This window comes from Flavobacterium adiutor (genome assembly GCF_048282555.1).
Classification (GTDB): domain Bacteria; phylum Bacteroidota; class Bacteroidia; order Flavobacteriales; family Flavobacteriaceae; genus Flavobacterium.
In genome coordinates, this window is the sequence record NZ_CP182487.1 from 1,518,187 (window position 1) to 1,539,406 (window position 21,220).

A 21,220-nucleotide genomic window follows, 5' to 3' on the forward strand; every position below is an offset into this window, starting at 1 on the left:
AGTAAATGCTTTTGAATTTGTGGTGTTTAAGGGATTATTTTTTAATTGAAATATACGACTCTTTGTTTTTAGTTTTAGTGAATTTATCATCATAATAAATTCTTGTTATACTAAATGAAGCCTTTAATTGATATTTTCAGAAACCCGGTTTTATTCTGTTGGGATTTGTTCATCGTATTTAGTCAGTGCTTTTTGAAGTATTCCCTTCATCCGTTTTCTAAAACCTTCAGGACGCAAAATTTCAATTCCGCAACCAAATCCCAATAGTAATCGCTCCATCTCATAATTCGGAATAATAAACAAATGAATAATAATACTCTTGTCTTTATTTTCCTGAATCAGTCTTTGTGTAGGATGCAAAGGCTTTGTCAGGACATAAGGCGCATTTTCAGCATCAATCCAAAGCTCAATGCGTCTGGGCTGTAAACCTGAATTTACTGTAACGCCAATTACATTTTTATAATATGATTCGGCATCAAAATCTTCTTCTAAATACGGAAGATTAAAATCATAATCAATCGAAATGATTCTGTCCAGAGCCAAGTTGGTAATAGGCTGTGATTTTTTCTTCTTCCCAATTAAAAACCAGCGATTATTAAATTCCTTCAAAATAAAAGGATGAAAATGAAATTTGGTTTCGTCTCGTGATTTAAACGATTTATAGGTAATAATCAAAACCATTTTTTTGATAATCGCCTGATAAATTTCGTCTAAATAATGAAGGCCTTTGAGTTTTTCATTTTTATCCAGATAAATAACCGGCTTGGTGTGCGATTTTTCTGCATAGATTTTATCCTCTAATCGTTGTAAAATATCGGACACATCATTAAATAAAGAGAAATCCTTAAACTGCTTTAACATCGAAACCGTTTCAGTCAAAACATTCATATCGGTTTCTGTCAGCGGAATATCGGTTATCGTAAAATCTTCATCTTCATATTTATAATACTTTTTATCGTAAACTACAATTGGCGCATTATAACCCAGTTTTTCACTTCGCATCAATTGAATATCCATTTGAATAGTTCGCTTACTTATTGGGTTCTGACGGCCTTCATATTCTGATAAAGCTTCAGAACATTCTTCTATTAAATCTTCGAGTGTCCATTGCCGGTATTTATTCTGCAGACATTTGTCGATCGTTTTGTATCGTATTAAGGCATTTTTGTTTTGTGACATGGTTGTGTGTGGTTTTGCTCGCAAAGTCGCGAAGGCGCAAAGTTTTTTTTGCCACTCCCGATAGCTATCGGGATAAAGGATTAAAAGGATTTTCCTCATTTTATGTCATTTCGACTAAGGAGAAATCTCCACAGGTAACTCCATATCGAGAAGCCAATCTTTGTAGAGCTTCTCGCGAAGATTTCTCCTTACGCCGAAATGACAAACTGTGCGTTTAATTAATACTTTAAATAAAAACTTTGCAACTCTGCGTCTTTGCGAGATTCAATTTTTAGTTTAATAACTTTATTTCTTTCTCAATATTAGACCGAGCTTTTTCTTCATACAAACTCCTAAACTTGTCGGTTTGAAAAATAAACTCATTCTCCAAAAAATGCTTCAACGCATTCGCACGCCCGGGTTTGTATAAAAAATCAGGGTAAATGCGGTATTCTTTTCGTATTTGCTCAAAATAAATTTTGTAATCTTCCCACTCTTTTGACAGGATTTTCAAATCAAAATCAATCAGCCAGTTGATATCTTCTATCTCATTATGCTGATGGAGTTGTGTCGCACAAATGGCTTCAAAAACCAATTGCCTATCAAGTTTCGCATTTTCAGGTAAAATGGCTAAAGCATATTCAGCACTTTTTAGTTCATTATCTTTTTTTGAACTTAGATAAACATAATCATGATAAAAAATGCATAATAATATTTCGTTCGGAAACTGAAGTTGATCAAAATACGTTTCATAAGCATCAATCATTTCTTTTAGATGCGTCAGATTATGATAATGCCTTGATTTTTTTGAATATGCTTTTTCCAAATCAAGCCAGTTTTGCTGAATCTCTTTTTCATTAAAACCAATATTCAAAAGCAGTTCAGAATATTTTTGTTTGAGGTTCATGATGTTTTTTCTCAAAAATAAGATTCTTTTTTAACTGCGTAAAACAATTGCGTAAAAGATTATCTTATAAATCATTAAATATGATGATTTTAATAGTAGAAAAAACTTGTATTATTGCGTGTTAATTAACCTACAAAAAAAACATGAAAAAAATAATTGCATTTTTAATACTTACCCAATCGATTATTTCTTGTTCTAATTCAGATGATTCCGCTGAGGACAATCAGATAAGCGGCGGAAAATACTATGCGGTTGGCAGTACATACGGAAAAAATAAAGACAATAATTTTACCCAGCTTGCTTCGGTTTGGATAGATGGGGAACCAACTATTCTATCAAACACTGCATCGTCATCTGTGGCTAATGCTGTTACTTTCTATAACAATGACACTTATATTGTTGGAACTGAATCTTTGAATAATGGCAACGCTATACTAAAAATATGGAAAAATAATACCGGTGAAAGTTTAACAGACGGAAACCATACGGTAGAAGCAACAGATCTGACTGTAAACGAGGGAAATGTTTATATATCCGGAAATGAATTTATTGGAACCTTGAATTCCTCAATCGCAACGATCTGGAAAAACGGACAAGCCATTCGCCTAAGTGATAAAACTTCAGAAGCCAATGCTATTTATCTGTATAAAAATGATGTATATGCAACGGGTTACAAAATAATCGATGATAAAAAAACAGCAATTGTATGGAAAAATGGCGTTGAAACTGTTTTAACTTCAGAGGAAGATGATTTGGAGAGTATAGCGACAGATATTTATGTGGATGCTAATACCATTTATGTAACCGGATATTTAAGAAATTCATTTAAATCTAAGGCTATACTTTGGAAAAATAATAGTCCTGCTACATTGTCTGATGAAAACGACTTTTCACAAGCCAATGCTTTATTTGTCCACAACACAGATGTATATGTCGTAGGTTGTCATATCGACACACATCAATATGACTTTGTTGGTAAAATTTGGAAAAACGGAACTCTTGTTAAGGAAATTAATGGAGCTAATCCTAAATCTATCATTATCAAAAACAATAAAATTTATACTGCGGGATCCGGATTAGATGAAAAAGGAATGAACGATGAAGGTAAAATTTGGGAATCAAACCTTAACAATTTAGATTTTGTTGCTAAATACAAATTTCCCAATAACAAAGTAAATGCGGTTTTGGTAAAATAATATCGAAATACAAAAAATTTGATTTAGTGCATATTAGTCAATTTTAGATTGAATTTAATGTTTTAAAAGCGTTCAGACCGAACGCTTTTTTTTGTTTTTTAAAATAATTCATTTTACTACGCAAAATAACTGCGTAGTAATAGTGACATCTTTGTACCATCAAAAAGAAACAACAAATGATTGTTTAATTTTAAAACTAGAAATTATGAAATTCAATTTTTTAACCAAACAGAAAAATACCATTGTTAATTATGAAAATGCTGTTGCTTTTCCATTAACTCCAGAATATGAATTGTATGCAGCTGTTGTAACAACAAGTTTAAATACTTCTTTCTATGAAAAAGACACCGATCGTTTGGAAAGAATCAAAAGTTTAATCCAAAAAAGCAATCCAGTATTCGTAGCAAAATTGGCGGTTTATGCCCGAAATGAAATGCATATGCGTTCGGTGCCATTGGTTTTGGTTGTTGAATTGGCCAAAATATATTCTGGTGATTCTTTGATCAGTAAAATGATTTCTCATGTAATACAGCGTGCCGATGAGATAACCGAATTGTTGGCGTATTATCAAATGGCAAATAATCGCAATGATGTTAAAAAATTAAACCGTTTGTCTAAACAAATACAAAAAGGTTTGGCTGTTTCTTTCAATAAATTTGATGAATACCAATTCGCAAAATACAATCGGGACGGTGCTGTGAAATTGAAAGATGCTTTGTTTTTGGTACACCCTAAGGCAAAAGATGAAGCACAGCAAATCTTGTTCAACAAAATTGTAAATGATACTTTGGAGACACCTTATACTTGGGAAACTGAGTTGTCAAATTTGGGTCAATTTAAGTATGCTAACGAAACCGAAAAGCAAAAAGCCTTCACTCAAAAATGGGAGGAATTGATAGACAGCAACAAAATTGGCTATATGGCTTTGATGCGTAATTTGCGTAATATATTAGAAGCAAATGTTTCTGGTTTTCATGTAATGAAAGTATGTGATTACCTTACTAATGAAAAAGCGGTTTTGAATTCAAAACAATTGCCTTTTCGATTTTTAGCTGCTTATCGTGAATTGAAAGAATTGAAGTTGAAATATACTTCGATGGTTTTGGATGCTTTGGAAGACGCCGTTATGATAAGCGCACAAAATATAAAAGGTTTTGGCATCAATACATCTGTTGTGATTGCTTGTGATGTTTCAGGTTCGATGCAAAAAAATATTTCTCCAAAAAGTAAAGTGATGCTTTACGATATTGGTTTGATGTTGGGTATGTTGATACAAAGTCGTTGCAAAAATGTCGTTAGCGGTATGTTTGGTGACCGATGGAAAATAATCAACATGCCAAAACGAAGCATATTGGCAAACGTTAATGAATATTACAAACGAGAAGGTGAAGTTGGTTACGCAACAAATGGTTATTTGGTTTTGGAAGATTTGATCAGCCGAAATGAAATAGTCGATAAAGTAATGATGTTTACCGATGTTCAAATGTGGAATAGCAATTCGACAAACAATTCATTTGCAAATTCCTGGAACCGATATAAAACTATCGCACCAAATGCTAAATTGTATTTATTTGATTTGGCAGGTTATGGTCAAGCACCTATAAACATCGAAAAAAAAGATGTGTATTTAATCGCGGGCTGGTCAGATAAAGTATTCGATGTTTTAAATGCTTTAGAAGATAAAAACAGCGCATTGAATTACATTAATCGAATAGAATTGTAGAAAAAAAATCTACTGCGTAAAATTATTGCGCAGTAGCATTTGAATCTTTGAATAATAAAAAACATATTTATGGAAAATCTAAAAAATATAAATCAAGAAATACAGCCCTTTAATGAAGTGTTTTATATAGAAAGCTTATTTGCCAAAACACATACAATATTAAGTGAATTACAATTTGTAAATGAAATTTGGGATAATGCCAATTTAGATATTGATGAGAATCATGAAATGATATTGAATATTTTTCAAAATATGATTATAAATGTCGCTGGGATTTCTCGCTTTTTTTGGCCCTCGAGAAATGAGGGATTTTATAATAATAGAGCTGAAAAATTACGCGAGGTATATAATATTGGTAATTTAAGTCCTCTTAAAAATAGGCAAATGAGAAATCTTATTGAACATTTTGACGAAAATTTAGATGATTTTTTAAATAAATACGGAGCAAAAAATATAATTCCGAGCTATGTAGGTAATAAGCCCTTAAGAAATGAAAATACAATCTTTTTTAGAGCATACTTCAGCGATAAAACAATTTTTAAAGTTTTAAATAAAGAATATAAACTTATACCAATAATAGATGAGATTAATAGGATTCATCAAATTTTGTTAATTCAAAGAGAAAAGGGAGGACGTTTTATAATTTAATAAAAACAAGTGCCGTAAATAAGTGTTACTTCGATTCAAACGTCTCGGTCGGGAGTTCAAATCTCTCCATTTTTGTTTAGTAATAAAAATGTAGCTCAGCGGTTAGAGCAAGATGAACAGTCACTTATTGGTTGTTGCCTCGTTTTAAAAATATAAGTATTGGTTTCGTAGATAAGAGTTACTTCGGGGGAATTGTAGTACAGGTTCGAATCCTGTTCAGTTTTGCTGATAGTGAAATGGTAACACACAATTATATAGTCTCTTGTTGATTATTATCCAGTACTTTAAAATAAAAAAGAATGTCGTAAATAAGAGTTACTTCGTCCAAATTTGGGGAGGAATAGCGAAGTTGTAAAATCAACAAGGTTATCCAGTTCGACTCTGACAAGACAAGCCCCGTTTCTCTTATTGCTTTTTACTTCTTTTTAAAACTGAAAAATGTCGTATGTTAGAGTTACTTCGTAAGGTTTCAAAGACAGACTCTTGCCAATTGTTACTTTTTCAAAATTATAAGATGCCGTATATAAGTGTTACTTCGTTGGTTGATTTAATTAGGTTCGAATCCTAAATGTCACTTATAGTATATTGCTCTAAAAAGAGTGTCGTCAGGAAATGGATACTTTGTCCAAAGAATATAAACCCATTCCTAAACATTACCTCTTTTAAAATATAAATTGAAATAATCAAATAATTAAATTTAAAAATATATAAAAACATGAAGAACTCATTTGAACATATTGAAAAGATTATGAAACCATTTCGGGAAATGCAAGAAAGGTTAAAACCAATGATAGAAACTCAAAAAAGAATGGAGGATTTGAGCAGAGTTCAAAAATCATTTGAAAATATGAGCAAAGTATTTGCATCTACTATTCCTAAATTTAATAATGCTTTTTTAGAGCGATTAGAATCCTTTAAAGAGATTGGAAATCGATTAAAAGAATATGAGGAGAAAACTCCGGATTATTTATTATTAATTGCTCAAAATGGTTGGTATTTGGAATTTGATTGCGAAATGAAACTACCTTCTGAAATAGCTAAAGATTTTGAAGCTGATAAATCTGATGTTGCAAACAAAAAGATGACAGAATATTATACTGAAAATCTTAATAGAATTTTTAAAGAACTATCATCAAGACATATTAACAGAAAAGAAATTTTCGAACAAATTTTATCGGGTTTTAATAAAGGTGAATATTATACAATTATACCATGTATATTATCACAAGTTGATGGTATTTGTTTTGATTTCACTAAAAAGAAATTTTTTATAAAAGAGAAAGATAATAAATATCTACCCCAAATATCTTCTGAATTAGAAAAATCTGTTGGAAATTTTGTAGCAATCTATTTGTCTCCATTAAGAAATCAAACTCCAATAATGGCTCAAGAAAAACAAATTTCAGAATTTCCATGTAAATTAAATAGACATGAAATTTTACACGGAATAAATACTGATTATGGAACTAAAGAAAATAGTTTAAAAGTAATTTCTCTTTTAAAGTATATTTCTGATTTACTAGTGGAAATTGATATTAAAAATTAACTATAAATTACTAAAATTGCTTTTCTCAGATTCAAGGTTTAGTTTAGTTAGAGGTTTTCAATAGTTTGCAATCAGATTCAAAAAAACAAAACAATGAATAAACAAATAAACGGTACAGATATATTAGAATTAGGATTTCCTGAAGGAAAAATAATTGGGATTGCCTTAAAAATAAACAGCAAAAGAAACGGATTCACAAGAGACGAAATGATTACAAACTTCAAAAACGTCTTAGAAACTCCGAAAAATTATATCGACGATAAAATCTTCAGCAAACTGGCTGTGGCTTTAATCGAAAAATCGAATGAAAAACCGGAAGATTTTATCGCTTTAAACCAAAATCCGAATGCTTATGCTTCTTACGGAGCCGAACATATTGAAGACGGAGCCAGAAAACAAATGGAAGTTGCCATGAAACTGCCTGTTACCGTTGCCGGAGCTTTAATGCCGGATGCTCACCAAGGTTACGGATTACCAATAGGCGGTGTTTTAGCTACTAAAAATGCCATTATTCCGTATGGTGTTGGGGTTGATATTGGGTGTAGAATGGCGTTGTCGGTTTACGATATTCCAGAAGATTTTTACTTTGAAAACGAAGCCAAATTCAAAAGAGAATTAATCGCGAATTCGATTTTTGGAGCAGGTCACGGATTTCACGGTCAGTATAAATCAGATCATGAGGTTTTAGAAAACGACACATTTAATATGAATCCATTTGTGAAGAATTTAAAAGATAAAGCCTGGTCACAATTGGGTTCTTCCGGAGGTGGAAATCACTTTGTGGAATTCGGAATCATGGAATTTGCCAAAGACGATGCGATATTGAATATCCCAACAGGGAAATATGTCGCTTTGTTGACGCATTCCGGTTCACGAGGAGTGGGGGCAACCCTTGCAGGGCATTACACAAAAATGGCTAAAGACGTTTGTAAACTTCCGGAAGTGGCGAGAAATTTAGCCTATCTGGATATGAACTCACAATTGGGTCAGGAATATTGGCTGGCGATGAATTTGGCGGGAGATTACGCTTCGGCTTGTCACGAGATTATCCATAACAAAATGGAACGCGCTTTAGGAGCAGCGATTTTAGCCAAAGTCGAAAACCACCATAATTTTGCATGGAAAGAAATCTGGAATGGCGAAGAAGTGATCGTACATAGAAAAGGAGCAACCCCAGCCGGAAAAGGCGTTATGGGAATCATTCCGGGAAGTATGACCGCACCGGGATTTTTGGTGAGAGGAAAAGGAGAGGAGAACGCTATTAATTCGGCTTCACACGGAGCAGGAAGACAAATGAGCCGTACCCAAGCTATCAAAACAATCACTAAAACCGAAATGCAGTCCATTCTAAAAGATCATGGCGTAACGCTTATTGGCGCAGGTCTGGATGAAGCCCCAATGGCGTATAAAGATATCAATCAGGTCATGGAAGCGCAGAAAGATCTGGTCGATGTGGTAGCTAAGTTTACACCGAAATTAGTTAGAATGGCTGACGATGGAAGCCGTGAGGATTGATTTTTAGTGTTCAGTCGCAGTCGCAGTTTTCAGTGTAGAGGCGCACTGATGTGCGTCTAACGTTTTGTGGTAATTTTAACCGCAAAGAGCGCTAAGAATTGCGCAAAGTTCACAAAAAATTTTTACACAAAGTTTGTCATTTCGACCGAAGGGAGAAATCACACGCGGGATTCGATAAACATTGGCGACATTCTGTGTAGAGTTTCTAGTGTGATTTCTCGTTCCTCGAAATGACAAATATTACGCTTAAAAAATAAATATTAATTTAAGATTCCAGAGAGAAAAAACCTTAGCATCTCAGCCTCTCAGAACCTTAGCAACTTTAAAAAAAATGAAAACATACATAGACATAGGAATCAACCTAGCCAACAAACAATTTCAAAACGACATAGACGATGTCGTACAAGACGCGCTCGACGCCGATGTATCGCAAATGATACTAACGGGCACTAGCGTAAGAAACAGCGAAGAATCTGCAAAGATTGCCAGACAATATCCGGGCGTGTTGTATGCGACAGCCGGAATCCATCCGCATGATGCGAAAAGTTTTGATGCGCAGAGTATTTCGAAACTCAGGAAATTATTAGAACTGAAACACGTCGTTTCGGTTGGCGAATGCGGGCTCGATTTTGATCGTGATTTTTCGCCCCGAAACAAACAGGAAGAATGTTACAAAACCCAGCTCGAATTGGCGATTGAAGTTCAGAAACCTTTGTTTTTGCACGAAAGAGCCGCTTTTAATAGTTTTATGAATATCACAAAAGACTATCTGCCGAAACTGCCAAAGGGCGTGGTGCATTGTTTTACAGGAAGTCTGCAGGAAGCCAAAACTTATCTCGATAACGGATTTTATCTCGGGTTTACAGGAGCGATTTCAGATGCCAAACGTTTCAGCCATTTAAAGGAAGTGATTCAGTACGTACCGCTCGACAGAATGATGATTGAAACCGACGCGCCGTTTATGCTTCCTAAAAATGTCCCGAACAGCCTTTTAAAGAAATACCACGAACGCCGTTGCGAACCTGCTTTTCTGCCGTATGTTGCCGGAACAATTGCACAGTTTAAAGGGATTGCTTTGGATAAAGTGGCGAAGGAAACGACGAGGAATGCTAAAAGCTTTTTTGGAATTTAATATAAATATTGTTCAAAGGGGTATGTAAATAACAAAGAAGCTCCTCTTTGAGCAGGACAAATCTCAAATATTCCATTTATAGCTTCCATTCTCATGAACATATTGGTTAAGCCGTTTCCTTTTTGGTTCGTATCAGATAGTCCAATTCCGTTATCGGTAATCGTGATGTTCAAAACAGCTTCCGTTTGTTCAAATACAATAAAAACCTCATTGGCCTGGCTGTGTTTGTAAATATTATGCACCGCTTCTTTTACGGCTAAAAAAAGATTCCGTCTGGCTTTAACAGATAAACGTGTTTCTTTTTCTGTAATTTTTGAATCGGTTTTTAAATCAATAGCCGTTTTGTCCAAAAAGCGCTTTGCATATAAAACCGTATATTCTATGAAATTACGAACGGTATCATTTTGGGAGTTCAGACTCCAAAGTATTTCCCGCATGGCCAGATTCATTTCTTCGGAGGTTGTAATAATTGATTCGATATCGTCGGAATAATTTCCCTGTGGCATTTTATATTTTAAAAATTCGGCCTGCAGTTTTATAGCCGAAATCCCCGCACCCAAATCATCGTGCATATCCTGCGAAATACGTTCTCTTTCGAGTTGAATGGCTTTTTGGCGTTCTAACTCTTTTTGCAGTAACTGGTTCTGGAATTCGCTTTCTTTTATTTGGTTTTCCTGCTGCTGAATAAGCTGTTTTTTGTTGTAAATAAACACCATCATAATAATAAAGCATACAAACAAAAGCATTATGATAATGGCGATAATGTAGGTGAGTTTTATTTCTGGAGGCAGTTCTCTCATTTTTTTATGTTTTTTGAGATGGTTTCGTATTCAATTAGAGCTTTAAAGAATAAGAGATACATAACGCAGTTTATCGCATATAAAAATTCTCTGAGCAATTCTAAAAAAGCCTGATCTTCGATATTAAAAAAGTCTCTTGGAACAACTCTAAAGATAAAAAAACAACTCCAAAGAAGTAAAGCGGTAGAAATCCAAAAAATAGGATCATCTGTAATTTTGGATTCTGAGGGTAAAGCCATTTTTTGATAAAACCAAAATATGCTAAACACTATATAAAAAATAGGCAATGCTATTATTAACGTAGAACTTATATCTTCTTTTGAAAAAAATGGGAATAATAAAACGCTTAAAGAGATTAAACCAGATACAAAGTGAACTTTCTTTCTAAATGTTTTTTGAAAGGATTGAGTATAATAAAACCAGAAAAATGCAATACAGAAAACACAATAAGCTGTGTATTGAAAACTCCAGTCTTTTTTAATTAAAATAATTATCCAGGAAGATAATTCTATAAAAAAGGTAATAAGAAGATATACAAACAAATAGTTTTGACTAGAAAGACTAAATTTTCTAGCCAAGACTACTGATTTTAATAGTGTTATAAGTAATATTATTTCATAAAGATATATCATTAAGGTCTAAGGTTTCCTAGATCGTAACCTTCGCTTTCGCCGTATAGGTCTTTTTTATTAAATAGGGCATGAACACAAAAAGCAATTCTATTTTCCCTTGCCGTAAAATGGGCTGAAAGTGTAGAATCTTTATCTGTAGGTGAATACTTAAACATATTGAACTTTAAGCTATAAACATCATGATATTCTCCTTCCATAAAATGTAAGAAGCTATTAATTTCTTGTAAAGAATATGAGATTAAAGTGTCTTTCTTATTTCCAGGATGAATAGGTAATTTAGCTCCTATTTTACTCATAAAATCCTTTTTCATTTGCCTGAAATCTTTCGGTATTAATTGATCATTTTCTAAGATGTATAAAACATCATCGTCAGTAAGTTTATTTTGTTTAATATCACATTCTTCATTATCAGAAAAAGATAAACCCAGATTGAGAGAATCACCATTTTGAATGAGATAAAATTTGCAAAATGCCTTATTTTCATTATTCTTAAGTATATCTTCGAATATTTCTAAATCTAATAAAAAACTTTTAGTTAATCCCTCAATCCCAATATTTTTATAGTTTTCCATAAAAAGTTCTTCGATATCTTTTTTAATTATTTTTTTAAAAAAGTAAATTTGATCAATTTTTTCTTGTTTTAATTTTTCTAGTTCCATGATTTTTAGTTTTTGGTGTTCAACTTATTAATAGCTTCAATTTTATTGCTTACCTGCAGTTTTCTGTAAATATTACCAATATGTTTTTTAATGGTGTCGATGGTGACATTTTTTTTATCGGCAATTTCTTTGTAGAGCAGTCCTTGTGCCAGCAATTCAAGGACTTCTTTTTCGGTTACAGTCAGCAACGATAAACTTTGTACTTGTGTTCTTGATTCCTGAAAATGTTGTAAAACGCGTTTTGCAATGGTAAAACTCATAGGGGCACCTCCTTTATGAGCTTCCAGAATCGCCTGAATGATTTTATCAAGAGGATCCCCTTTTACCAGATAACCGCTTGCGCCTGCACGCAGGGCCGAGAAGATTTTTTCATCGTTCTCGAAACTGGTGCACATTATAAAATGAGTTCCGGGCATGAGTTCTCTTAACTCAAAAACGACATCAATTCCTGATAAATCCTGCAGGTTTATGTCCATTAAAACCACGTCTGGTTCGATGTCCTGTAATTTTTGTAAAGCGCTTTTACCATTAAAAAACTGAGCGATGCATTCCATATCTTCCTGAAAATCGATGATATTCTTCAGTGCCTGACTGTAATGTCTATCATCTTCTACTATGGCAACTCTTATTTTCATGTTGTTACATTTTCATTACAAAGTTGTGGAAAAAGTATTTCGACCACAATTACCCTTTTGGGTGATTTTTTGCGCAAAACGGAATATGTATAAACTTACAAAAAAATAAATAAGAAAGTAAGGGAAAATATCACCCGAAAGGGTAATTGATTGATATAGTGTTGTCAGAATACATTTGAAAGGTTAACTAAAAGCAATAGAAATCATGAAAACAATTAATGTGAAAATCAGAATTACTGGTGGACTAGCACCAATGCCAATTAAAGTTGAAATTAAAAATGTGGATACTCGTGAAGAAATTGAGTATGAATCTCCAACTTCTTTTAATAAAGATTTTAATATAGAAAGCGGTCGATATACCCTTCAACTATTTGGAATGAACTCTAAAAATGGAAAAACAGAAATTGAGGTATTGGGTAGTTTTACCAGAGGGCCATTTCATAATGCCAAGAGAGTGACAACGAAACCATTCATTACTGAATTATTTTATTTCGAAATTTAAATAAACAGATCATGAAAAAATATTTTATATGTTTTTTAACTTTATTGGGGTCTGATATTGTACTAGCTCAAAATGATACAATTCAAAAGCTTAGAGAGATGACCGAGAAATCAAAATCCGGGAACTATAAAGATATACTTTCCAGTATTTTTCAATTAGGGACTACCAATTTAACATCTGACAATAAGAGTATCGAATTTAATGCTACATTATTCGGTATTAAATCCATCTTTAATAGCCATATTTTAGAAGATAAGTACTTTAAGAGAGAGCGGTTTTCAAGAAACCTTCAATTTAACGCGAAACTAAATTTAGATGAACAATTTAAATACAATGGAGTTTCAGGAGGAATTACTTATGCTTTAATTAATAAAAGAGATAAAGATGTAGCCGATTTTACAAATACAGTACTTGAATTTGATTGGAGTTTTTTAGCTGATGAGTTATCTGCAATACAAAGTAAGTTTGCTGAAGAAATCACAAATAGTGCAGTGGATATAAGTGTCGAAATAAATTCTTTAGATGTAGCAACCAAAATTTTAATAAACAAAGAATTTGATAAAATAGACAAGTCGAATATTTATTTCGAAAAAATCATTACAGAGTTTGAAAAGAGAAACAAATCAATAAAACTCAAAAATTATGTAGAGAACCTTCATTTATTAAAAGATAATTTATATTCAGAAATCGAAAAGAAACCGCTTTGGACAGTCTCTTTATTAGGAACAACGAATGATAAAGGTGATAATAAAAAAGTGTCTTTTGGGAGTATTTTTTTAAAAGGGTTTAAGCATTTTGAATTAGATATACAATCTAAATTAATTTATTCTGACACCTTAATTAATAATAGTCTTAAAAGAATTGAATCGAAAAGTTCAGCTGGTGTTAACTATAAAATGTTTAAAAGAAATGAACAAAGTGTATTTGAAATAAAATTATATATGGAGTATAATTCGATTTTGAAAAATCAATTAGCAGATGAAAAAAAGAATACCTTTTTAGCCAGTTCCGATTTCAGACTGCGTGTTACTGATGATCTTTGGATTCCTTTAACTATCAAGTATGATATTGAGAAATCTAATTTTCTTGGTTTTTTAAATATAACCTATAATTTTGGAAATTCGGATTCAAATGGTGATCTCAAGTTAAATAAACTTTAATTATAAAACCTTAATAATTTGATAAAAACCACTGCTGCGCAAAATAATTGCGTAGCAGTGGTTTTATTTTGAAACTTCAAATTCAAATCACGTATTATTACTTGGTTTAAAGCTTTTTTGTTTATTTACATTTGAAACCAGTCATGAAAGAAAAAATACTCCAAAAATTAAAAGAAATAGAACTGCAAAAAGACGTAGAAATACTCTTTGCAGTAGAATCAGGAAGCCGTGCCTGGGGATTTGCATCTCCGGACAGTGACTACGATATTCGTTTTATCTACAAACACAAACCCGAGTATTATTTGTCACTTTGGGAACAACCCGATGTGATTGAGTTCATGACCGAAGACGATCTTGACGGTTCAGGTTGGGATTTACGGAAAGCCGTAAAATTATTAGCAAAATCTAACGCACCTTTGTTGGAGTGGTTGTTTTCGCCAATTGTGTATTATGCAAATGATGATTTCGCAAAACAAATGCAGGAGATAGCCACGGAATGTTTTTCGCCAATAGCGGTTTTGCACCATTATTTAGGAACGACAAAAAATTTCATGGAAGTCTGCGAAACGGAAGAAGTAAAACTAAAAAGTTATTTCTACGCCTTACGCACCGCATTAGCCGGAAAATGGATTATAGAAAACAATACATTTCCGCCAGTAGCTTTTGCTGATGTATTACCAATTGCACCGAAAAACATACAGGAAAAAATACTGGAATTACAACAAATAAAAGCTACTCAGGACGAAAAATACCTGCACCCAAAAGAAGTTTTAATAACTGATTTTTTACTGGAAACCGTAAAATTTAATCAGGAAAACGCGAGTAAGTTGGGGAGTGGGAAGAAGATGAGTGAGGAGTTGGATTTGTTTTTTTTAAAAATGCTAAAATAGATTATGGAACAATCGAAACAACTAGAGAATCTATTCACACATATTTTCAAAACTAGAGAAACTTTAATTGATTCTCTTGATCTAAAGAAGTATTCTGAATTAGAAATAAAAGGGATTATTATAAAGAATTCCGATGGTAATTATGTAGTAGATTTATATTCCACAGAAATATATGATTACTTAAAAACAATGATTACTTCTAAGCTAACTATTAGCTTATCTGATAATATTGAAGAATCTTTTAAAACAATTCACGAATTTGAGGAACTTATAAAAAATGAGTATAGTTATGGTAATATTATAAATGCTTACACTGAAATATTTGATGCCTTTAGAGTTAAGTATTTAGTAGAATTAGATAGTAAAGGAACTGATGTTGTATCATTTAAAAATGAATTAAATCAAAAATCAAATGTAATTTATGAATTAAGAAACTTCGAAAAAATATTTTATGCTTTTCTTGTTTCAAAAGATATAAGTATTGAACAAATCAGTGATTTTTTAAATTCTAATAACGAAGAAGAACGCAGACATTATTTAAATGAATATTTGTTTTCAATTGTCGATAGAAAAGAAGATTTTTCAATAAGTCTGATTGATTATCTTTTGAATAAATATAAGAATGAAACACCTCATTATTTAGTTATTTTAATTAGTTCAATAATAAATAAGGGAAAAATTGAATATTTAGAAAAACTAAAAAAACGTTTATTAAATTCTACTAAAGAAGCATTTTGGGTTTATTCTTTATTGAATATTAATTCTCAAATAATTTATAATGAACTATTAGAAGTATTAGTTAAGGATAGTAGCACAGAATATTTATTCCATAAAACTAGAATCATTGAAAGTTTGATGAACTCTTTATTTATAACACCTAAAGATTCTGAAACACTTTCTAACAAATTATTTGATTTTTTTGAAAATCCTGATGATAATGAAATACACAGCTATTTCCATACAATTACATATGGTTTTGAAAAATTTGAAGATTTAAAATACGAACTTTTACATGGTTATCTAAACCGAACACAGAATATCAAAGCAATAGGTTCTTTCTTTTATAATTTTAAAGAGCCTAAATATTTATTTCATCTAATTGGGGTAATTTATAATAATGGTTGGCATAGAAACTCTATAAGTCTTTTTGAACAACCTTTATCACATTTTTGGTCAACTTCAAGAGACAAAACAGAAGAATTTATTTTATCATTAATATCTACCAAACAAAGAACAGGAATATTACCTATTGAAATAATGATTACTGGTAGAGAAACCCCAATGCAAATTGATTTATTAAAACTTAATACTGAAGAAGAACAAGTTTTAGCGATAGCAATGATTTGCAATTTCCCACATTCATTTGACAAACTATTACCAATATTAATCAAATTAAAAGATTCTAAATTCCCCAAAGTGATTGAAAACCTTCAAATGCAGCTAAGCATTCTTGTTTATGAATGCTATAACGAAACATTAATTGAATGGTTAGAAAACTTAATCCCGAAATCAAGAAAAAAAACAGCGTTCTTGAAGCCTATAAAACAATCACTTGAACTATATAAAGAGATTAAAGAGTTAAAATATAAGAATAACGACCTAAATCCTTATTACAATGAAAAATCATTAATGGATTTATATTATAGCTTAGAAAACGAAAATAGAGCTAAAATGATGGAAAGCGTTAGAAATAATCCTTCTGGACTATCTAGTCTATTCAAAAACAGTTTGATAATCAGAGGGAACAGTTGGAAATTTGAACACGAGGAGAATGTAATGCCTTTAGGTAAAGTAGAATCTCAAATGTACATAGATACAAGAGTATATAAAAATCCCGAATTATATGAATATCAACTTGAAAGATTTAATAAATAATGAATATTAAACCAACAATAATAAAAGAGTATTTAGAATCTTTAAAAGAAGATAATGAATTAGATGTAATTTTTACAATTCTTCTTCAAACTTTGGAATATGAAATACTTTCTACTCCTAAAGAATATAAAGGATTTTCACAATATGGTAAAGATATTGTTGCTGTAAAAATTGATCCAATAGATGGTATAAAGAAACGCTTTTATTTTGAGTTAAAAGCTGGTGATATTGACTCTCAAAAATGGAATATGCCAGATAATGGAGTACGAGATACTCTAAGAATGACGGTCGATGCAGATTTTAAAACTACTTATAAAGACTTTGATGAGTTACCAATTAAAGTTGTTTTGGTATTTAATGGTATGGTAAGTGAAAAAATCAGAACATCACTTAATGGTTTTTCACAAAAAGAATTTATTGAAAAAGGTATTGAATTTGAAGAATGGAATATCTATAAAATATCTGAATTATTATCCAATGAAATTTTTAGTAAATATTTATTAATTAATGATGAAAATATTAGACTTTTCAATAGAGTTTTAGTAAATCTAAATGTAGGTGAAAATGTTTCGAATGATTTTGATTCATTATTAAATAATTTATTATTTAATAATTCATTTTCTATAACAAAAGGCAGATTAAGTCGTTCACAAAAACTTATTTTTCAATCCGTTAACTTAATAGCATATATAATTTACACAGAATCAAAAAACTACAATAATTTATCAATTGCAAAAAAATACTTAACTCATTTAATACTAAAATATTGGTATTGGATTTTAAAAAACAAATTAGAAACAAACAAAGAAGTTTTAGCATTATTCAATCAATTTTACATCTTTTTTAATTCCACTATTGAAGAACTTTTAGAAAGGAATTTAAATCTATTAGAATTAAAAGATGGCTTACACTATGAAAATGGAGGTACATATGAACAGATAGGATATACAATTAGAAGTTATGATTTTAATGTATTACTAAATAGTTTTATTATCTCTTTCAAAGATAAAATTCAAAAAGACCAGTATAAAGGCTATAATGATAGAATAAACAATACCTTGCAGAATATAAATGTTCTATCAAGACCATTACTCGATATTCATTCAATTCCAATAATAGACAATATTAATCTGTTAATTTATTTTGGCGATGTTGAATCAGCGAAGCAATATCTTCTTAACATATTAGGTTATTTAAAGTTTCTTAAAAAGAAATATAATAAATTTCCTGATGCAGCAAACAATATAGAAAGCGTCATAAAATATACCGTTACTGGCATAAAACCTGTTTATTATATTGATTCTGTTTCACCATTATTAGCAATTATAATGGAATATATCGCAATATTAGATTTAGAAAAAACATACTATGAAACTAGGAAATTCATCATTGAAAATGATATTACTTTAGGTTTATTTATACCACATCATAGCATAAATTCCAATTCAAAACATCTTATTGAAGATACTGAGAATGATTTAGAAGAACAATTATTCTCGAGGTCAATTAATGACGGTTATCAAATTGAAACAAGTATGTATTCTGAATTTGACAAAGAATTATCATTTCAAGATTTCAAGAGTAAAATTTTAAAAAGAAAAGATGAATTTCAATATGAATACAGGACTGATAAATATGGATTTTCTTCATTAAGAACAATTGCACATTATTACTTTAAAACTCCATATTTTCCAGATTATTGGCGTTATAATTTAAAACATTAGCTATGACCATTCAAGATCTAAAATCCCAAAACCTAATCCTCTTCGAAGTCATTTCGGGAAGTAAATCGTTTGGGTTACATACACCAACATCAGATACTGATATTAAAGGCGTTTATTATCTGCCTAAAGAAAAATTCTTTGGGTTAGATTATATTCCGCAGATCAGTAATGAAACCAATGATGAGGTGTATTACGAAATTGGTCGTTTTGTAGAATTGCTGCTTAAAAACAATCCTAATATTCTGGAGATTCTGGCTTCGCCGGAAGATTGTATTTTGTACAAAGATCCATTGATGGAGCATTTGCAACTGGAAAATTTTCTCTCGAAACTCTGCAAAGATTCTTTTGCGGGTTATGCCGTAACGCAGATCAAAAAAGCGAGAGGTCTGAACAAGAAAATCGTAAATCCGCTGCCAAAGGAAAAGAAAAGCCTTTTGGATTTTTGTTATGTATTGCCTGCAGGGACAAGTCGCGACCTGTCCGTACAGGGAGCAATTCCTGTTCAAAATTGGTTGATGGAGCATTCTTTTCATGCCTCCCAAATTGGATTAGCAAAAATGCCACATATCAAGGATACATTTGCGATGTTTTACGACGAAAATAAAACCTTAGGTTACAAAGGCATTATTCAGAAAGAAAACTCCAATGAAGTTTCGCTTTCCTCTATTCCAAAAGAGGAAAAACTAATCGGTTATTTGTCCTGCAATCAGGACGGTTATTCTAAATACTGCAAAGAATACACCGAGTACTGGAACTGGATCGAAAAACGCAATGAAGACCGCTACAACACCAACCAGCAGCACGGCAAAAATTACGACAGCAAAAACATGATGCACACCATCAGGCTTTTGCAAACCGCCGAGCAGATTCTGTCAACCGGAAAATTAAATATTAGGGTTTCAAATCGGGAGGAGTTACTTGACATAAAAGCCGGAAACAGAGAATACGATGATTTACTCGAAATGGCAGATAATTTAATTGCTTCAATCGAAAATCATTATCAAACATCAACTTTGCCTGAAAAGCCGGATGAGGCAAAAGCCATTCAGACTTTAATTAAAATCAGAGAAGAGTTGTATTCGTAATAACAGCAGCCAAAGAGGGAAATAAATCTTAATATTAAAATCTTTATATTTGCATTATTAATGCATGAAACATGAACTACAAAATATCATTTCAGGAAAGGGCCAGGTTAGGCATGGAGATACTATCCAAACAATCTCCAACTACCTTAGAAAAAGCAAGAGCCCAAGCGGAACGTTTGAGTCAGGCAAGCAAATCAAAAGAGAAGAAACAGCGTTAATAAAACAATTCTGTAATCGAAATAGCTTCTGGATTACTTCGATAAATATCAACGCTTTTATTTCTTCGGGGGCTGAGCAAAAAGTTTATCTTCAAAATAAGCATAAAGTAATTAAGCTAAATGATAGTATTTATTACGAATGCTGGGAAGATTATTTAAATAATTTATTGCTTAATAATTATTTTTTCCCCGATACCGCATATCAATTAATCGGTTTTTATGAACATGCTGATATACTTTTTGCAGTAGTTGAACAGAAATTTGTTGAATCTGATTGTGATACAGAATTAGAAAACGTAAAACATTTTTTGACTTCAAACGGTTTTGTAAACACTAGAAATAATGATTATTTTAATCCTGAATTAGGTATTATTCTTGAAGATTTGCACGACGAAAATGTTTTGACTTTTAAGCAAGGTTTGTTTTTTATCGACACCGTTTTCTACATTACAGAGCAGTTTTACAAACCGTGAACAATAATAAATTCACTCCCAATAAAAACCCAAACCCTGCCAATACCAATTGGCGGGGTATTTTTTTGGAATCAAAGACTACTTTTATAGTCAGTTGATGAGCATTATTTTTAACATTAAAATAAGGTTACCTCAGTATAATCCTATTTTTTAATTTAGTATTTTACATCTTTCAAAATAAAAGCCGGTATTAATGAATATAAACATCTCAGTTAAACAATTAGGAAAAAAACATCCGCTCCTGCAGGAAAAAAGTATAGCGCTGCCGATAGAAAGTCCTCTCATTACCACGCAAAAGCTCATAGAATCGATTGTAGATCATCAGGTACAATTGTTCCATGCTTCTTCATTTGAGTTTGAAGACGAAGACAAAATCCATCTTCCAAAAGAAAATTACCTTCCCATCTTAACCGATACGGGAAAAGCAGGTTTCGGGGCAATTTACAACCACAACAAAGTCAATCTGGTAAAAGCGCAGGAAACAGCGATTCAGGCTTTTGAAGACGGTTTATTTGCTGTTTTCTATGGTGACGATCAACTCGAAACACTAACGGAACAAATTGATTTATCTCAAAATAAAACAATTATGTTTATCAGGCTGACCTTTTTGGCGGGTAGCTATTGGTAGTCAATATCAATGGCAATGGCAATGGCAATGTCAAAAAAACAATTTAAATGTCAATTTCAAAAATGAATTAAGTCAGTAATTATAGTATGTGACATTTAGTTCAATAAAATACGA

Annotated in this window: 20 protein-coding genes and 1 tRNA gene; 15 read left to right on the forward strand and 6 right to left on the reverse strand. The window is 31.7% G+C overall.

The genetic code is table 11. The annotated features are described in order from the left end of the window. Positions 1 to 150: 150 nt before the first annotated feature. Together ACNC7R_RS06750 and ACNC7R_RS06755 are read right to left on the reverse strand one after the other, a co-directional pair. Positions 151 to 1,179 carry a helix-turn-helix transcriptional regulator gene (locus tag ACNC7R_RS06750; RefSeq protein WP_417940179.1) on the reverse strand — a complete coding sequence of 343 codons (1,029 nt, stop codon included), beginning with the start codon at positions 1,177 to 1,179 and terminating at the stop codon, positions 151 to 153. A 271-nt stretch (positions 1,180 to 1,450) separates the two neighbouring features. Next, on the reverse strand, positions 1,451 to 2,065 hold the full coding sequence (locus tag ACNC7R_RS06755; protein WP_417940180.1) for a hypothetical protein: 615 nt from the start codon (positions 2,063 to 2,065) through the stop codon (positions 1,451 to 1,453). Positions 2,066 to 2,208: 143 nt separating this feature from the next. On the opposite strand from ACNC7R_RS06755, the gene ACNC7R_RS06760 reads away from it, so the two are divergent. The 7 genes from ACNC7R_RS06760 (at position 2,209) to ACNC7R_RS06790 (ending at position 9,825) form a co-directional block, all read left to right on the forward strand. Then, positions 2,209 to 3,261 (forward strand): hypothetical protein, encoded by a 1,053-nt coding sequence (locus ACNC7R_RS06760; RefSeq protein ID WP_417940181.1) that lies wholly within the window; start codon positions 2,209 to 2,211, stop codon positions 3,259 to 3,261. A 205-nt stretch (positions 3,262 to 3,466) separates the two neighbouring features. Beyond that, complete coding sequence (locus ACNC7R_RS06765) at positions 3,467 to 4,984, forward strand: TROVE domain-containing protein (RefSeq protein WP_417940182.1); 1,518 nt, start codon at positions 3,467 to 3,469, stop codon at positions 4,982 to 4,984. 69 nt (positions 4,985 to 5,053) lie between these two features. Beyond that, entirely contained in the window at positions 5,054 to 5,632 is a 579-nt protein-coding gene (locus ACNC7R_RS06770) for a hypothetical protein (protein WP_417940183.1), read from the forward strand. 84 nt (positions 5,633 to 5,716) lie between these two features. Beyond that, positions 5,717 to 5,857 (forward strand) — tRNA-OTHER (locus ACNC7R_RS06775). 490 nt (positions 5,858 to 6,347) lie between these two features. Continuing rightward, the gene (locus ACNC7R_RS06780; RefSeq protein ID WP_417940184.1) at positions 6,348 to 7,178 is read left to right on the forward strand and encodes a hypothetical protein; all 831 of its coding nucleotides are present in this window, start codon (positions 6,348 to 6,350) and stop codon (positions 7,176 to 7,178) included. 93 nt (positions 7,179 to 7,271) lie between these two features. Then, a complete protein-coding gene (locus ACNC7R_RS06785) occupies positions 7,272 to 8,693 on the forward strand; it encodes an RtcB family protein (RefSeq protein WP_417940185.1) in 1,422 nt (473 codons plus the stop codon). Positions 8,694 to 9,024: 331 nt separating this feature from the next. Further along, complete coding sequence (locus ACNC7R_RS06790; RefSeq protein ID WP_417940186.1) at positions 9,025 to 9,825, forward strand: TatD family hydrolase; 801 nt, start codon at positions 9,025 to 9,027, stop codon at positions 9,823 to 9,825. On the opposite strand, the gene ACNC7R_RS06795 is transcribed toward ACNC7R_RS06790, so the two are convergent. The 4 genes from ACNC7R_RS06795 to ACNC7R_RS06810 are packed head-to-tail and all read right to left on the reverse strand — an operon-like array spanning position 9,822 to position 12,551. Next, on the reverse strand, positions 9,822 to 10,625 hold the full coding sequence (locus ACNC7R_RS06795; protein WP_417940187.1) for a sensor histidine kinase: 804 nt from the start codon (positions 10,623 to 10,625) through the stop codon (positions 9,822 to 9,824). The genes ACNC7R_RS06790 and ACNC7R_RS06795 overlap by 4 nt on opposite strands. Continuing rightward, the gene (locus ACNC7R_RS06800; protein ID WP_417940188.1) at positions 10,622 to 11,203 is read right to left on the reverse strand and encodes a hypothetical protein; all 582 of its coding nucleotides are present in this window, start codon (positions 11,201 to 11,203) and stop codon (positions 10,622 to 10,624) included. Before ACNC7R_RS06800 ends, ACNC7R_RS06795 begins: the two co-directional genes overlap by 4 nt. A gap of 53 nt (positions 11,204 to 11,256) precedes the next feature. Further along, positions 11,257 to 11,916: a hypothetical protein gene (locus tag ACNC7R_RS06805; RefSeq protein ID WP_417940189.1), complete on the reverse strand. Its 660-nt coding sequence runs from the start codon at positions 11,914 to 11,916 to the stop codon at positions 11,257 to 11,259. Positions 11,917 to 11,921: 5 nt separating this feature from the next. Continuing rightward, positions 11,922 to 12,551 carry a response regulator transcription factor gene (locus ACNC7R_RS06810; protein ID WP_417940190.1) on the reverse strand — a complete coding sequence of 210 codons (630 nt, stop codon included), beginning with the start codon at positions 12,549 to 12,551 and terminating at the stop codon, positions 11,922 to 11,924. A 205-nt stretch (positions 12,552 to 12,756) separates the two neighbouring features. On the opposite strand from ACNC7R_RS06810, the gene ACNC7R_RS06815 reads away from it, so the two are divergent. The 8 genes from ACNC7R_RS06815 to ACNC7R_RS06850 all read left to right on the forward strand — a co-directional run bounded on the left by ACNC7R_RS06815 (position 12,757) and on the right by ACNC7R_RS06850 (position 21,106). Continuing rightward, on the forward strand, positions 12,757 to 13,053 hold the full coding sequence (locus ACNC7R_RS06815; protein ID WP_417940191.1) for a hypothetical protein: 297 nt from the start codon (positions 12,757 to 12,759) through the stop codon (positions 13,051 to 13,053). An 11-nt stretch (positions 13,054 to 13,064) separates the two neighbouring features. Continuing rightward, the gene (locus tag ACNC7R_RS06820) at positions 13,065 to 14,213 is read left to right on the forward strand and encodes a hypothetical protein (RefSeq protein WP_417940192.1); all 1,149 of its coding nucleotides are present in this window, start codon (positions 13,065 to 13,067) and stop codon (positions 14,211 to 14,213) included. Positions 14,214 to 14,356: 143 nt separating this feature from the next. After that, complete coding sequence (locus ACNC7R_RS06825) at positions 14,357 to 15,103, forward strand: DNA polymerase beta superfamily protein (protein ID WP_417940193.1); 747 nt, start codon at positions 14,357 to 14,359, stop codon at positions 15,101 to 15,103. A gap of 3 nt (positions 15,104 to 15,106) precedes the next feature. Continuing rightward, positions 15,107 to 16,978 carry a hypothetical protein gene (locus ACNC7R_RS06830; RefSeq protein WP_417940194.1) on the forward strand — a complete coding sequence of 624 codons (1,872 nt, stop codon included), beginning with the start codon at positions 15,107 to 15,109 and terminating at the stop codon, positions 16,976 to 16,978. Then, positions 16,978 to 18,702 (forward strand): hypothetical protein, encoded by a 1,725-nt coding sequence (locus ACNC7R_RS06835; protein WP_417940195.1) that lies wholly within the window; start codon positions 16,978 to 16,980, stop codon positions 18,700 to 18,702. Before ACNC7R_RS06830 ends, ACNC7R_RS06835 begins: the two co-directional genes overlap by 1 nt. Positions 18,703 to 18,704: 2 nt before the next feature. Further along, positions 18,705 to 19,787, forward strand: coding sequence for a DNA polymerase beta superfamily protein (locus ACNC7R_RS06840; RefSeq protein WP_417940196.1), 1,083 nt, complete (start codon positions 18,705 to 18,707; stop codon positions 19,785 to 19,787). Between the two features lie 64 nt (positions 19,788 to 19,851). After that, entirely contained in the window at positions 19,852 to 20,478 is a 627-nt protein-coding gene (locus ACNC7R_RS06845) for a hypothetical protein (RefSeq protein WP_417940197.1), read from the forward strand. Positions 20,479 to 20,671: 193 nt separating this feature from the next. Continuing rightward, positions 20,672 to 21,106 (forward strand): hypothetical protein, encoded by a 435-nt coding sequence (locus ACNC7R_RS06850; protein ID WP_417940198.1) that lies wholly within the window; start codon positions 20,672 to 20,674, stop codon positions 21,104 to 21,106. Positions 21,107 to 21,220 lie beyond the last annotated feature (114 nt).

Excerpts from the sequence above, each read along its gene's own strand:
- ACNC7R_RS06750 (WP_417940179.1), bottom strand. The coding sequence starts at position 1,179 with ATGTCACAAAACAAAAATGCCTTAATACGATACAAAACGATCGACAAA.
- ACNC7R_RS06755 (WP_417940180.1), bottom strand. The coding sequence starts at position 2,065 with ATGAACCTCAAACAAAAATATTCTGAACTGCTTTTGAATATTGGTTTT.
- ACNC7R_RS06760 (WP_417940181.1), top strand. The coding sequence starts at position 2,209 with ATGAAAAAAATAATTGCATTTTTAATACTTACCCAATCGATTATTTCT.
- ACNC7R_RS06765 (WP_417940182.1), top strand. The coding sequence starts at position 3,467 with ATGAAATTCAATTTTTTAACCAAACAGAAAAATACCATTGTTAATTAT.
- ACNC7R_RS06770 (WP_417940183.1), top strand. The coding sequence starts at position 5,054 with ATGGAAAATCTAAAAAATATAAATCAAGAAATACAGCCCTTTAATGAA.
- ACNC7R_RS06780 (WP_417940184.1), top strand. The coding sequence starts at position 6,348 with ATGAAGAACTCATTTGAACATATTGAAAAGATTATGAAACCATTTCGG.
- ACNC7R_RS06785 (WP_417940185.1), top strand. The coding sequence starts at position 7,272 with ATGAATAAACAAATAAACGGTACAGATATATTAGAATTAGGATTTCCT.
- ACNC7R_RS06790 (WP_417940186.1), top strand. The coding sequence starts at position 9,025 with ATGAAAACATACATAGACATAGGAATCAACCTAGCCAACAAACAATTT.
- ACNC7R_RS06795 (WP_417940187.1), bottom strand. The coding sequence starts at position 10,625 with ATGAGAGAACTGCCTCCAGAAATAAAACTCACCTACATTATCGCCATT.
- ACNC7R_RS06805 (WP_417940189.1), bottom strand. The coding sequence starts at position 11,916 with ATGGAACTAGAAAAATTAAAACAAGAAAAAATTGATCAAATTTACTTT.
- ACNC7R_RS06810 (WP_417940190.1), bottom strand. The coding sequence starts at position 12,551 with ATGAAAATAAGAGTTGCCATAGTAGAAGATGATAGACATTACAGTCAG.
- ACNC7R_RS06815 (WP_417940191.1), top strand. The coding sequence starts at position 12,757 with ATGAAAACAATTAATGTGAAAATCAGAATTACTGGTGGACTAGCACCA.
- ACNC7R_RS06820 (WP_417940192.1), top strand. The coding sequence starts at position 13,065 with ATGAAAAAATATTTTATATGTTTTTTAACTTTATTGGGGTCTGATATT.
- ACNC7R_RS06825 (WP_417940193.1), top strand. The coding sequence starts at position 14,357 with ATGAAAGAAAAAATACTCCAAAAATTAAAAGAAATAGAACTGCAAAAA.
- ACNC7R_RS06830 (WP_417940194.1), top strand. The coding sequence starts at position 15,107 with ATGGAACAATCGAAACAACTAGAGAATCTATTCACACATATTTTCAAA.
- ACNC7R_RS06835 (WP_417940195.1), top strand. The coding sequence starts at position 16,978 with ATGAATATTAAACCAACAATAATAAAAGAGTATTTAGAATCTTTAAAA.
- ACNC7R_RS06840 (WP_417940196.1), top strand. The coding sequence starts at position 18,705 with ATGACCATTCAAGATCTAAAATCCCAAAACCTAATCCTCTTCGAAGTC.
- ACNC7R_RS06845 (WP_417940197.1), top strand. The coding sequence starts at position 19,852 with ATGAAACATGAACTACAAAATATCATTTCAGGAAAGGGCCAGGTTAGG.
- ACNC7R_RS06850 (WP_417940198.1), top strand. The coding sequence starts at position 20,672 with ATGAATATAAACATCTCAGTTAAACAATTAGGAAAAAAACATCCGCTC.